Origin of the sequence: Flavobacterium sp., from assembly GCF_028689845.1 — a bacterium.
In the GTDB taxonomy this organism is placed as follows: Bacteria; Bacteroidota; Bacteroidia; order Flavobacteriales; family Flavobacteriaceae; genus Flavobacterium.
This window is the reverse complement of record NZ_JAQVCH010000003.1, coordinates 37,048-50,982: the sequence shown is the minus strand read 5'-3', so window position 1 is coordinate 50,982 and position 13,935 is coordinate 37,048. Positions and strand designations below refer to the sequence as shown.

General features: G+C 32.0%; 11 protein-coding genes and 1 CRISPR repeat array (1 of these 12 only partly in view). Of the genes, 2 read left to right on the top strand and 9 right to left on the bottom strand.

The window, feature by feature from the left end; all coding sequences use genetic code 11:
* A CRISPR array of direct repeats spans positions 1-967; the repeat unit is 36 nt; unit sequence AATATCGTGTTTTCTAATCTTTAATCAAACCACAAC; it reaches 2,497 nt to the left of the window's first position.
* A 93-nt stretch (positions 968-1,060) separates the two neighbouring features.
* The 3 genes from PHR76_RS02140 to PHR76_RS02130 all read right to left on the bottom strand — a co-directional run bounded on the left by PHR76_RS02140 (position 1,061) and on the right by PHR76_RS02130 (position 7,240).
* Positions 1,061-1,201, bottom strand: coding sequence for a hypothetical protein (locus PHR76_RS02140; RefSeq protein WP_300057973.1), 141 nt, complete (start codon positions 1,199-1,201; stop codon positions 1,061-1,063).
* Between the two features lie 2 nt (positions 1,202-1,203).
* Entirely contained in the window at positions 1,204-5,625 is a 4,422-nt protein-coding gene (gene cas9, locus PHR76_RS02135; protein WP_300057970.1) for a type II CRISPR RNA-guided endonuclease Cas9, read from the bottom strand.
* A 343-nt stretch (positions 5,626-5,968) separates the two neighbouring features.
* A complete protein-coding gene (locus PHR76_RS02130; RefSeq protein WP_300057968.1) occupies positions 5,969-7,240 on the bottom strand; it encodes an acetyl-CoA hydrolase/transferase C-terminal domain-containing protein in 1,272 nt (423 codons plus the stop codon).
* 166 nt (positions 7,241-7,406) lie between these two features.
* On the opposite strand from PHR76_RS02130, the gene map reads away from it, so the two are divergent.
* Entirely contained in the window at positions 7,407-8,225 is an 819-nt protein-coding gene (map, locus tag PHR76_RS02125) for a type I methionyl aminopeptidase (RefSeq protein WP_300057966.1), read from the top strand.
* A 73-nt stretch (positions 8,226-8,298) separates the two neighbouring features.
* Positions 8,299-9,072, top strand: coding sequence for a class I SAM-dependent methyltransferase (locus tag PHR76_RS02120; RefSeq protein WP_300057963.1), 774 nt, complete (start codon positions 8,299-8,301; stop codon positions 9,070-9,072).
* Here PHR76_RS02120 and PHR76_RS02115 read toward each other — a convergent pair.
* The 6 genes from PHR76_RS02115 to PHR76_RS02090 form a co-directional block, all read right to left on the bottom strand.
* Positions 9,069-10,109: an FAD:protein FMN transferase gene (locus tag PHR76_RS02115; protein WP_300057961.1), complete on the bottom strand. Its 1,041-nt coding sequence runs from the start codon at positions 10,107-10,109 to the stop codon at positions 9,069-9,071. The genes PHR76_RS02120 and PHR76_RS02115 overlap by 4 nt on opposite strands.
* Positions 10,063-10,428 (bottom strand): Na(+)-translocating NADH-quinone reductase subunit F, encoded by a 366-nt coding sequence (locus PHR76_RS02110; protein ID WP_300057959.1) that lies wholly within the window; start codon positions 10,426-10,428, stop codon positions 10,063-10,065. Before PHR76_RS02110 ends, PHR76_RS02115 begins: the two co-directional genes overlap by 47 nt.
* 143 nt (positions 10,429-10,571) lie before the next feature.
* Complete coding sequence (nqrF, locus tag PHR76_RS02105; protein ID WP_300057957.1) at positions 10,572-11,867, bottom strand: NADH:ubiquinone reductase (Na(+)-transporting) subunit F; 1,296 nt, start codon at positions 11,865-11,867, stop codon at positions 10,572-10,574.
* 16 nt (positions 11,868-11,883) lie between these two features.
* Positions 11,884-12,501, bottom strand: a complete 618-nt coding sequence (nqrE, locus tag PHR76_RS02100) for an NADH:ubiquinone reductase (Na(+)-transporting) subunit E (protein WP_300057955.1) — start codon at positions 12,499-12,501, stop codon at positions 11,884-11,886.
* A gap of 30 nt (positions 12,502-12,531) precedes the next feature.
* The gene (locus PHR76_RS02095) at positions 12,532-13,206 is read right to left on the bottom strand and encodes an NADH:ubiquinone reductase (Na(+)-transporting) subunit D (RefSeq protein WP_300057953.1); all 675 of its coding nucleotides are present in this window, start codon (positions 13,204-13,206) and stop codon (positions 12,532-12,534) included.
* A gap of 5 nt (positions 13,207-13,211) precedes the next feature.
* Positions 13,212-13,934 carry a Na(+)-translocating NADH-quinone reductase subunit C gene (locus PHR76_RS02090; protein WP_300057951.1) on the bottom strand — a complete coding sequence of 241 codons (723 nt, stop codon included), beginning with the start codon at positions 13,932-13,934 and terminating at the stop codon, positions 13,212-13,214.
* Position 13,935 lies beyond the last annotated feature (1 nt).

Below are 13,935 nucleotides of genomic sequence, written 5' to 3'. Positions count from 1 at the left end.
GTACGTTAATATCGTGTTTTCTAATCTTTAATCAAACCACAACTACTTCACTTACAACAAAACACGCAAAACAAATATCGTGTTTTCTAATCTTTAATCAAACCACAACTGCAATTCAGATAGATCTCCATCAGGTCGCAATATCGTGTTTTCTAATCTTTAATCAAACCACAACACCCAATCGTTAGCACTTGCACGAGCAAATAATATCGTGTTTTCTAATCTTTAATCAAACCACAACAGGTATAAATATGTAGGTAGTACAAGCGGGAATATCGTGTTTTCTAATCTTTAATCAAACCACAACCCCGCACTTTGCGACATGATGGCAAAAATGAATATCGTGTTTTCTAATCTTTAATCAAACCACAACTCCATGTCCTCGTTGTCTTCTTCGCTAGCTAATATCGTGTTTTCTAATCTTTAATCAAACCACAACCCCGTAAGTTTTGCGTGACAATTTGCACAAAATATCGTGTTTTCTAATCTTTAATCAAACCACAACCAAAGCGAGTACTGGTTTTACTTTTTATAAAATATCGTGTTTTCTAATCTTTAATCAAACCACAACATGAATGACGATTTCTTTTTTACAAAGCCTAATATCGTGTTTTCTAATCTTTAATCAAACCACAACTATAAATAAAGAGTCAATACATAAAATCGAAATATCGTGTTTTCTAATCTTTAATCAAACCACAACTGTATCGGTTGTTTCATTTGCAAATGCAATAATATCGTGTTTTCTAATCTTTAATCAAACCACAACTACTACTTTCTACAAAAAAAATAACTTAACAATATCGTGTTTTCTAATCTTTAATCAAACCACAACAATGACCTTGACCATGTGTTTCAACAAATTAATATCGTGTTTTCTAATCTTTAATCAAACCACAACGACGCTATTCGTGAACTTGAAAAACGTGATAATATCGTGTTTTCTAATCTTTAATCAAACCACAACGGTCAATCCGTTGGCAAAATCGGGAGATTTTCCGTTGTGGTTTGGTTGTTTAAGAGTTTGAAAAACTTATGTCAAAGAACATTTTTTTACTATTTACATTAATCCTAATTTTTTTTTAAATTCAATAAGCATTTCCTCTTTAGTTTGCTTTTTTGCAAAACCACTTTTTTCAGCTTTATCTATTTTTGCTTGAATTTTTTCAATTTGCTCTTTTGTTAGTTTTGATTCATCCATAATTATATTTTTTCAAATTTTCCTGTTGGTAAAAATTTAAAATCAATTCCTTCAACAAAGGCAGTAAATTGATTGTGATTCATTTTTCTTGTTGGTTTTCTTTCTCCCAATTTAAAAACACCATCCGGTTTAAATTTATCTTTTTTAATATCATCAGACTTTCTAGCTTCTTTAAAATATCGGAATGAAATTACACCAAATTCATAGAGCTTTCCTGAAACAACTTGTCTCTGAATTGATAAACCTTCAATAATATAAATTCTTCCTTTAAAATCTATTATTTCAGAAATATCTTTTGGCTGTTCTACTTCCTTATCATAAAAAACAACTTGCTGCCCTCTTTTTAATACAACATCATTATTATTGCTTTTTGCTATTGGAATCAAAACCTTTTTACCTTTAACTTCTTTTTCTTTATTTAAAGGATAAAATCCTTGACCTTGTTTAATAAGTTTTGCTAAATTAAAATTATTAATTAATTCAAATTCTTTTTTTCCATCTAACTCATATATGGCCATAGCATAATTCTCATCATTTTGTCCATAAACTTTTTGCTTATGTTCGTGACGAGATTTAGACAATAAACTATGTTCTTTTATTTCTAAAGGGTTTTTAACTGAGTTGGCATATAACCTAACTTTATTTATTGGAGTCCCAACAATATTGTTTTCATCGTCTGGCTTTTTCATCCAAACTGTACCTTCTAATTTGTTTTTTTGTTGTGCGTTTGATGAAATTAATAAAACTTTATTTAAAATGGCTTCTTTTACTTTTTGTTTGACTATTTCATCCACAATACTTTCAACATCAGAGGCTTTGATACTTTCTAAATCTTTACGAATTACATATCTAATTTCTTCTGCATTTAATGGATTTTTAATTGCTCCATAAATACTATCTTGATGCAAAGAACCTCTAATAGTATCACCTTGTTGAAATCTCGGAAGTTTTTTTCCGTCTTTATCTAATTTGTAAATTATTCTTCCGGTTGCATCTTTTTTAGGAATTGCTTTTCCGTTTGCGTCCCTTTCAATTTCAGCTACAAATTGCTTTTTACCACGAATTCTAATTATTTTCTTGGATTGCTTTTTAACGTTATCTGGTGTGTAGTGAGATACTAAAATTTCTTTCTCAATTTTTTCTAAATCTTCTTTAAATGTTTTCCAAGGTTTAGCTTTTTCAATAATGGCTTTTGCTTCTTTTTTGTTTTGTTCATCTTCTAATGTCCAAGCACGAGCCAAAACATCATATTTGTCTTTGGTCATACAAGCAATTGTTATTGCATCTATAGTATGATGTGTATGTTTACTTCTATCTTTTACTTTATATTGTTTAAAGCCGTTTTCGTCAATAAAACTTTCTTGGATTCCCCATTGTTTTCTAAATTCGGCAACCATTCCTCCTTTTACACTTTCTACTCTCTTAAAATAAGATTTTAGGTAAGCTTGTGAATATTTAGTAATAATTCCTGTATCTGGAATTTGGCTATTTTTAAAGCCTACTTTTGGTTCTTCCCAAATAAATCGTTCGTATTTTCCTTTTAAATAGTCTCGTTTTAAGGTTAAATAATGTCTTCTTCTAATTTTCTTATCTTTAATTTCTTTTGTTGCAGCAGCTTTTATGGAACGAGTAATGATTTCAATTTCTCTTGATAAATTATCGGCTTCTTCTTTCCAATGTGCAATTCTTGGTAAGATTTCCAAATGATTATTTAACTCAAATGGCATTTGTTGTTTTTTAATTTCTCTATTGAAGTGTTTACTGCACAAAGTCTTATTCATTTGAGAGTTATCTTGTGAAATACTTCTTGGAATAGTATGTTCAATATCATAAGACGGATTACTTCCAATGATATCGCAAATACTTATGTTATTTCCCTTCTCATATATTTCACACTTTTGCTGTTCAATCCAAAGTTGATAGCGTAAAATATCATCTTCAGTTGGATTTACTTCTTTTTTACATTCCTCAAAATAAAGTTTCTTTATTTCTTTAATGGCATCTTCTCTAAATTTTTTATTCTCATTTTGATAATCTTGAATTCCTTTTCTTTTGTTGGCATCGTTTAACTCACGAGCCATTTCTATATGAATCACAGTTTTCTCATCTATTTGTCCTTCAAGAATTAAAGCATTTAACACTTTACGCAATTGATGTAAAGCTCTCATTGCCATAGGGTTTTTTATAGAATTAGTCAGTGGACTTCCCAGAACTACTTTTTCATTTCCAAAAGCATCTTTGATGATTTTCTTTTTGAAAAAATCAATATCTGATGGATGATATAATTTTTTTAATCTATTATTTATCTTCTTATCTTTTTCTTCTTCTGTTCCTTTTTCCTCGCTACAAAATACTTGACCAGTTTCATTTTCACCTTTTAGAAATGCTATAACTTTTTCGTCTAATCGTTTAATTTTAATGAACTCATGTTTTTTCAATTGTTCAATGAAAACTGGAAATAAATTTTCTAAAATAGTTTCTTGTTCATCTTTCTCTTCAATTTTATTGTATTTATAAAAACTCAATAATTGATTTGATAAGTCTTTTTTATAAATAGCTTCGGCTTCTTTTGAATAGTATTCTTCTTTTAATTTACTTGCTTTAATTAATGCATTAATAATTTCTAATTGATTTTTTTCAAAAGTGTAATTTTCTACTAATCCAGCTATTTCATTTTTAATATACTTTTGTTGCTCAATATCTTTCCAAATAGCATCATCAACTATGTTTTCAATGTTAGCCATAAAAACAGCATAAGAATAAAGTAATCCCTCTTTAACATAGGGCAAAATCTTATTTATTGCAGACAAACTTAAACTTGCAAAATCCTTTTTCAATTTTATTTTACTAAACGCTTTTGCAGTTTTTTCATCAAAACCTAACTTATCTTTTGCAAAATCATATAAATAAAGGTCAGACGTTGCAACTGAAAGCAAATGCCATAAATCAATATAATTTACAGATTTTAATACTTCTTCTTGCTTTGAATTTAAAGTTTTGTATGTAAATATTTTTTTACTCCAATCTTCACCTATACAGTTTTTCAAGGAAGCAGAAACTTGGCAAGCAGCAACAGAGTCTGTTGGTTTATAATTGAACCAATAAAAACAGTCGTTCTTTTTAGAAGATTTATAAAAACAGAAACTTGAGCCTTTTTCAATTAACTCTTTGGCTAATACTTCAAAATTAAAATCATTTTTTCTATAGAATTTTGGAACTAATTTCAACTTTTCTTCTTGAGTTATAAATCGTAATGTTTTTTCACTTTGCGTTCCAATCTTAATGGTATTTAGATAAGTCCACATTCTATATTCTTCGAAATTAGGATGCGAAATGGCACATCTTGATTTAGCTTTTTCAAAAGAACATTTTCCTATTAATCCTTTTTGAGATTTTAAAGGTCTTTGAAAAAAAATAGCTTTATATATATCTTTTGCTAACCCTGAAAATTTTTTTTCAGGTAACTTTTCATTATGATTAATTCCAAGGATCTCTTGTGTTTGACAAATTATTATAAACTCTTCCAGATAATGTTCTTCTCTTGAAGTATATTGATTTCTAATTTTTTCTTTATTGTATAAACTATAAAAATATTGTCCTAATGTTTTAAAATTTCCGTCAAGCATGGCTTGAGAAATATCTTTTATTTTACCTTTAACTTTTCCCAATACATCTTTTTTATTTAATCTGACAATAATTTCTTCTTTACATTTTTCAAAATCATCTTCATTTTTATTTATAATGGATATAATGGATTTATATAATGAAACTAATTTTTTATCACCTTCATCTAAATCTTTTGTAAAACCACTTTTCTCGCTACTATCAAGAATTCCTGTTTCAGTGAAGTAATCTTTTAAATCAAATAAAATTTCATCTGTTGAATTCAAATCTTCAACTAATTCTAAAATTTTTGGACAATGCTCTTCTAAAATACCTTCAGCAGATTGATCTAATCTATTACTTAAGAAACCTCTTCTTTGTGCAATATGATATAAAGCTCTACCTAATTCATATAAAGTAACTTTTTGTTTACTTGCTTTATCTCTAAAATAGTAGGGATTTATATTCTCTTCATCGCTCGTTCTTAACCATTTTAAAAATTCTGGATTAAGAGGATAATCTTTAAACCCTGATTTTTTCCATAGTCCAACTTCTTCAATTGATAATGGACACATTCCATTTAGTGATAGTACTTTTAACGTTTCATATTTTCTTAATTTTCTTCGATATTTAATTTTTCTTGCACTTCTGTATTCAGTTCTTTCAGCAGCACGAGAACTTTCAATACCTTTTTCAGTTTTTACACCTTCCGAAAATATCCTTACTCCTTTGTCTACCAGAGAAAAATCATTTCCATCTTTTTCCACAATCGCCCAACCAATACTATTTGTTCCTAAATCTAATCCTAAAATTTTTGCCATTTCCGTATTGTTTTAAAAATCAATTCATAAATATATAAAAAAGAAAAATACTAAAATTACGGGAATCCGTAAACCAACTAAAAAAAGTTTTAGCTATATTTGTAATTGATTAAAATTTCTAATCTTTAATCTTATCACAATAAGGCTATATGCCGTAGGTGAAAACCTTTAGTCCTGCTTCGGTGGGACTTTTTTTTTGGAATTAACATAACGCTTCCAGAAATGTTTACTACATCGATTTTTTTGAGATACGAACGAAGATTAAAAAGATGTTCACTCCTAAACAAAAAAAATCCTTGTCTTTTTAAAAACAAGGATTAATTTAGTTAAAAAACAACTCTAATTAAAAGCCTCTCATTTCATAATAAGCTTTTTCTATACTTTCTTGGTGGTTTGGATGAGCAATTCGGACCAACTCTTTCATGCGTTGCTTCAACGTTTTTCCGTATAAATCGGCAATTCCGTTTTCAGTAATGATATATTGAACGTGCGAACGCGTAGTTACTACTCCTGCTCCTTGTTTTAGGTAAGGCACAATTCGACTTTCTCCTCTTTTGGTTACCGACGGAAGGGCAATAATCGCTTTTCCTCCCACGCTCAATGATGCCCCACGAATAAAGTCCATTTGTCCTCCAACACCCGAATACATTCTGCCTCCAATAGAATCTGCACAAACTTGACCTGTTAAATCCACTTCAATGGCAGAATTAATAGCCACCATTTTTGGGTTTTTACGGATACGAGCCGTATCATTCACGGCAGAAGATTCTTTTAGTTCGAAAAATGAATTGTCGTCTACAAAATCATACAATCGTTTGGAACCCATTAAAAAAGTGGCCAAGACACGACCTCGAGTTGTTCCTTTATAATTACAATTTATCACGTCTCTTTCGATCAAATCTATCACTCCGTCCGAAAACATCTCGGTATGCAAGCCTAAATCTTTATGATTTGTCAATTGACTCAAAGCTGCATTTGGAATGGAACCGATTCCCATTTGAAGCGTACTTTTATCTTCAATTAATGAGGCAACATATTTTCCTATTATCTCTTCTTCTGGCGTAAACGCTTCCAATTCATGCGTATAAATAGGCACATTGACTTCTACTAAATAATCAATTTCTGATTCATGTAAAATTCCATCACCAAAAGTCCTTGGCATGTTTGGATTTACTTGAGCGATCACAATTTTTGCATTTTCGATGGCAGCCATTGTTGCTTCAACAGAAACTCCAAGGGAACAATACCCATGCTTGTCTGGTGGCGAAACGTGAATAAAAACGACATCCAAGGGAAGCACATTTTTTCTAAACAACCACGGTAATTCACTTAAAAATACCGGAGTATACGAGCCGTTTCCTGCTTTTAGGGTATGCCGAACATTGGCACCAATAAAAAAGGAATTTACATGGAAACTTTGTGCTAATTCAGGATTGGCATACGGAGCTTCTCCTTCGGTATGCAAATGGCAAATTTCTACATCTCTTAATTCTGAAGCTCTATTGGTTAATGCTTTCGCTAAAACGGTTGGGGCAGCTGCGGCAGCCTGTAAATAAACCCGATCACCAGATTTTACAACTTTAACGGCTTCTTCTGCGGTTACATACGTACTCATATTCTTAAATTTTAAACAAAGATAAACGCATTTTTCACGAACAAAGATGACATTTCTCATAGTATTTCAAATTGTAGAAATTTAATTTAAAAGAGTCACAAGGAATGCTTTGGATACAAGGATAAAAAAACAAAAATGTGTACCTTTGTGCCTTTAATTTTTGAACATGATAATTCCAAAAACCAGAGAAGAAATTGAATTAATGCGAGAAAGCTCGCTTTTAGTTTCTAAAACATTAGGAATGATTGCAGGTATAATCAAGCCAGGTGTTACTACCTTATATTTAGATAAATTGGCCGAAGAATTTATCCGTGACCACGGAGGAATTCCGGCATTTTTAGGATTATACGGCTTTCCTAATTCACTGTGTATGAGTCCAAATGCACAAGTGGTACATGGCATTCCCAACCATAAACCTTTAGCAGAAGGCGATGTCATTTCGGTAGATTGTGGTGTTTTGAAAAATGAGTTTTATGGCGATCATGCCTATTCCTTTGAGATTGGCGAAGTAGCTCCTGATGTTAAAAAACTTCTGCAAGTAACCAAAGAATCACTTTATGTAGGCATCCGTCAATTTAAAGCAGGAAATCGTGTGGAAGATGTAGGAAACGCAATTCAAACTTATTGCGAATCAAACGGTTACGGTGTAGTGCGTGAATTAGTAGGACATGGTTTAGGAAGAAAAATGCACGAAGACCCTGAAATGCCAAATTATGGCAAAAGAGGTCGTGGAAAATTGTTTGTAGAAGGAATGGTTGTCGCTATTGAACCGATGATTAATATGGGAACTAAAAACATTAAGCAATTAAAAGATGGTTGGACAATTTTAACGGCCGACATGAAACCGAGTGCTCATTTTGAACATAATGTGGCCTTAATTGATGGAAAACCTGAATTATTATCGACGTTTGCTTATGTATATGAAGCGTTAGGAATTGTGAGTAATGAGGAAGATGGCTTAAGACAAAAGCCTTTGGTTTTATAGGATTTGATTAAAACCAATTAAGTCGTATTGGTGTATTAAACTAATCGTTTCTAGGGCTTAATGGCGAAGAATTATGAAAAAAACATTTAAATATATTTTAAATACTGTTCCGAGACCTATCTTAATTCGGCTGAGTTATGTGGCTCGTCCTATTTTAGCTTTGTTTTTAAAAGGAAATAAATTCACGGATCCTATTGACGGAAAAAGTTTTAGTCAATTTTTACCATATGGCTATGAAAACCAACGAAATAACGTATTGTCTCCGAGTACTCTTTCGCTAGAAAGACATCGGTTGTTATGGTTGTATTTAAAAAATGAAACGCATTTTTTCACCTCAGAACACAAAATAAAAGTGTTGCATTTTGCTCCTGAACAAGCCTTTTACAAACGTTTTCGAAATCAAAAAAACCTTATTTATACTACAACTGATTTGTTTTCGCCTTTAGCGGATGTCAAGGCTGATATTTGTAATTTGCCTTTTAAAGACAATGAATATGATGTGATTTTGTGCAATCATGTGCTAGAACATATTCCAGATGACACCAAAGCAATGCAGGAGTTGTTTCGGGTCTTAAAACCAGGCGGAATGGGGATTTTTCAAATTCCACAAGATTTATCACGAGCGGTTACCTTTTCGGACGACTCGATTACAGATAAAAAAGAACGAGCAATGGTTTTTGGGCAATATGACCACGTTCGTATTTATGGCCGTGATTATTTTGACAAACTTCGAAGTATTGGATTTACTGTAGTTGAAGAAGATTATACTTCAAAAATGACTCCTGAATTAGTTGAAAAATACTGTTTGGCAAAAGGGGAAATTATTCCAGTTTGTTTCAAAAATTAATCTACGATTAATTCTTTAAAATTATCTGATTGAAATTGCTTAATTTTTCCGTTTTCATCGGTATAAATCAAAAGTACAGCAAGTTCCTTTTTAGTTTTTAATAAGGCCGTTGTTGCTTCTAAATCCATAATCATAAAGGCGGTGGCATATCCATCGGCCTCAATACAAGTTGGAGCTAATACAGTTGCACTCAAAATGTTGCTTTTTTCAGAAACTCCTGTTTTCGGATTGATAATATGGACAAATTTTTGTCCCGTTAGGCTATCTATTTTTACTTTTCTATAATTTCCAGAAGTAGCCATGCCTAAGTTTTCGAGTTTTATTTTAGCAATGATGGTTCGTTCTTCTGGCGATTGAGTTGGATCATCTATTCCGACAATCCAATTTTTTTGTTCTATTTTATTAGAGCCAAAGGCAAGGATTTCGCCACCAATTTCAACGATTCCATCTTGGATTCCTTTAGACTTTAAAAAATCAACGACTACATCTACTGAAAAACCTTGTGCAATGGCGTTAAAATCAAAATAGGTTTCAGGATGTTTTTTGGTAATGGTTTTATCTTGGTTTAAGCTTACTTTATCAAAGCCGACAAATACTAATAAACTATCAATTTTTGAAGCGTTTAAATCGATTCTTTTTTTGTTTGGACCAAAGCCATACGCGTTAACTAAAACACCAATGGTTGGGTCAAAAAGCCCGTTTGTTTCTGTAAAGATTTGATGAGAAGTAGAAAAAGTCTTTTCAAATAAATCATCCACCACGATGGTAGAATCACCTGCATTAATTTTAGAAATTTTAGAATCTGGACGATAGGTAGACAAAGACAAATCAAAAACTAACAATAAAGAATCGATTGTTTTTTTATTGACTACTTCGTGTTCACTACTATATTTAATGGCATAGGTGCTTCCTTGTGCTTCGCCTTGTATCACAAAAAACTGAAGATGATCTGACTGACAGCTCAAAGTGAGCAATGCCAAAATTAAAAGACTAGCTAATTTCTTGAAGTCCATTGTAATTAAGAATATAATCTTCATTTTTTGTTACTGGTTTTTCATAATCGTTCGCATTCGCGATGCCTACTCCTGCATATAAAACTTTTGCATTAAGTTTAGTAGCATGAGCTTTAAACGTTTCCATCCAGATAGAATCGTATTCAGCTGGGTCGTTTGGGTATTCATAAACGGTTACTAAAACAAAATGGAGTGTGTTGGTTGGTTTGTCTACACAAACGAATTGTGGGTGCCGTTTTAACTGACTATTGACCGCTAAAAATTCATAGCCAAGCGATTCAAGCTCTTTTCCTACATGATTCATGGCCAAATTATGCAATTCTTGTACTGTTAAAATATCCATGTTGCAAAGGTAATTAGAAATGACAAAAAGAATTCTTAATTAAATTAAAAAGGAGTTGAAACATCCTGAATAAATTAAACCATTAATAAATTAAAAATAACTTATTAATGGTTTAAAGTATAAAACTATTTGTTTAGAAAATACTATCCTCCAAAATCATCAAAACGGATATTTTCAGGAGGCATTCCATAATCTTCTCCCATTTTTTGAACGGCTTGGTTCATCATTGGAGGACCACAGAAATACAATTCAATATCTTCTGGATTTTCGTGTTTAGAAAGGTAATTATCAATTACACAATTGTGGATAAATCCAACAAATCCGTCACCTTCACCATTAACACCTTCTTTTACTTTCCAATTATCTTCTGGCATTGGTTCAGATAAAGCCAAGTAGAATTTAAAATTAGGAAAATCTTTTTCTAAGGCTCTAAAGTGATCTACATAGAACAACTCTCTTTTTGAACGACCACCATACCAATAAGTTACTTTTCTTCCTGTTTTAACGGTTCTGAAAAGATGGTATAAGTGAGAACGCATTGGAGCCATTCCAGCACCACCACCAACATAAAGCATTTCTGATTCACTTTCGTTGATAAAAAATTCACCATAAGGACCAGAAACAATTACTGGATCACCCGCTTTTTTGGAAAAAATATAAGAAGAAGCAATTCCAGGATTGACTGCCGCCCATCCATTTTTTGCTCTATCCCATGGTGGCGTAGCAATACGCACATTCAACATGATTTTTCTACCTTCAGCAGGATAAGAAGCCATAGAATAAGCTCTTTCAACTAATTCATTGTTTTTCATTACTAATGGCCATAAATTAAATTTATCCCATTCTGCTTTAAATTTTTCAGGTTCACCTGGATGTTCCTCAGGATGAGCTGCAATATCGATTTCTGTATACTTTACTTCACATTTAGGGATTTCAATTTGAATATATCCACCTGCTTCATAATGCATATCGTCTGGAAGCTCAACAATAAATTCTTTAATAAACGAAGCTACGTTATAATTAGAGAATACTTTTGCTTCAAATTTTTTGATTCCGAAAACCTCTTCAGGAACTTCGATAACCATATCATTTTTCACTTTAACTTGACAACCTAATCGCCATCCTTGTGCAATTTCTTTTCTTGTAAAATGAGGCTCTTCGGTAGGAAGTATAGAACCTCCACCACTAGTGACAATACATTTACATTGAATACAAGTTCCACCTCCACCACAAGCGGATGGTAAAAATATTTTATTGTTACCTAATGTGGTAAGCAAGGTATTTCCTGATTCAACTTCGATTTGTTCTTCACCATTAATTTTAATTTTAACGGGGCCTGACGGCAATAATTTTGCTTTTGCTCCTAGTAACATCCCTACTAAAAGAAACACGACTATAAGGAAAACAACGACACTGGCTATAATTACTGAATATTCCATTCTATCTTATTATAAATTATATTTTAATTCCCATGAAACTCATAAAAGCAATCGCCATCAAACCGGTAATAAGGAAAGTAATTCCTAATCCTCTTAAAGGTGCTGGCACGTGTGAGTAAGCGATTTTTTCGCGAATAGCGGCTATAGCTAAAATAGCTAAAAACCATCCGATACCAGAGCCAAAACCATAAGTCACGGCTTGAGATATTCCAGAAAAATCTTTTTGTTGCATAAATAAAGAACCTCCTAAGATTGCACAGTTTACGGCAATTAAAGGAAGAAAAATACCTAATGCACCATAAAGAGCTGGAGCAAATTTTTCGACAATCATTTCAACCAATTGCACCATAGAGGCAATTACGGCGATAAACATGATAAAACTCAAAAAGCTCAAATCATAAGTTGCATATTCTGCACCTAACCAACTTAACGCTCCTGGTTTTAATAAATAGTTATCTAATAAATAGTTAATTGGAACAGTAATCGATAAAACGAATATAACTGCAACTCCCAATCCAACGGCTGTTTTTACCGTTTTTGATACCGCCAAATAGGAACACATTCCTAAGAAATAGGCGAAAATCATATTTTCTATGAAGATACTTTTTACAAATAAACTAGCTAATTCTTGCATTGTAATAATTTTTAGATAGCGATGCTATGATTAGTGTTTTTCAATTAATTTTCTGTTTTTAGAACGTTGAATCCAGATTATGATTCCAACAACAATCAAAGCCATTGGAGAAAGCAACATCAACCCGTTATTTTCATATCCAAAAGAATACAAACCTGTTGATTCTGCTAACGTTACTCCTTTATGACCCAATACTTCTATTCCAAATAGCTTTCCAGATCCAAGTAATTCTCTAAAAAAGGCAACTACAACAAGTAGTAAGCCATATCCAGCTCCATTACCTACACCATCTAAAAACGATGGCCAAGGTTTATTTGCTAAAGCAAATGCTTCTAAACGGCCCATAACGATACAATTGGTAATAATTAATCCAACGAATACTGATAATTGTTTACTAACGTCGTATGCATAAGCCTTTAATACTTGGTCAACCAAAATTACCAAAGCTGCTACTACAACTAATTGAACGATGATTCGGATTCGGTTTGGAATTAAGTTTCTTAATAGAGATATAGTCACATTACTAAAAGCAGTAACTACAATAACTGATAAAGCCATTACGATAGCTGGTTCCAATTGAACTGTAATTGCTAAAGCCGAACAAATTCCTAAAACTTGTACTGTAATTGGGTTATTGTCATTCAAGGGATCTGACAATAAACTTCTATTTTTCTTTGAAAATAAAGCTTCTTTTTCTTCTGACATAATTTCTAATTATTTAAAGCTAATTTTGATTTTTGAGCAGAGAAATATTCTTTATAATGACTTAATCTCTCTATAATCATTGCGGTCACACCATCACCTGTAATAGTAGCTCCAGAAATGGCATCTACTTTATTATCTTCTTTAGAAGGGTCGGTATTTCCTTTAGCAACTGTTATCCCAACAATTTCTCCTGATTTATCCATGATTTTTTCTCCAACAAAACGGTCTTGAAACCATTGTTGAGTAATTTCAGCTCCTAGACCAGGCGTTTCTCCTTGGTGGTCAAAAACGGCACCTTTAACAGTATTTAAATCTTCTTCTAAGGCAACATATCCCCAAATTGCATTCCATAATCCAGCTCCTCTTAACGGAATGATATAGAATTTTTTTCCTTCTTTTTCTGCGACATATAAAGGAAATAATTGTTTGTCTGCTGGTTTAGATAATTCTTGTTTTAAATCAATATTAAAAGCAGATACACTTTCATCCACTGTACCATCTACTTTTAGTGATAATTTTTGTTTTATAACTGTTTCAAACTCTTTTTCAGCATGATCTCTGTCGACACTTACACCTACAGAAGCTAAAATGTTTTGCATTTTTTCTTTCTTAACATTTTCATCTTGCAAATCTTTCAATGAAGTAGCAGCAAAAGCCAATAAAGCTCCTACAACTACGACCATAATCCCTGCAAACAAAAACGTATATCCGTTACTATTTCTATCCATG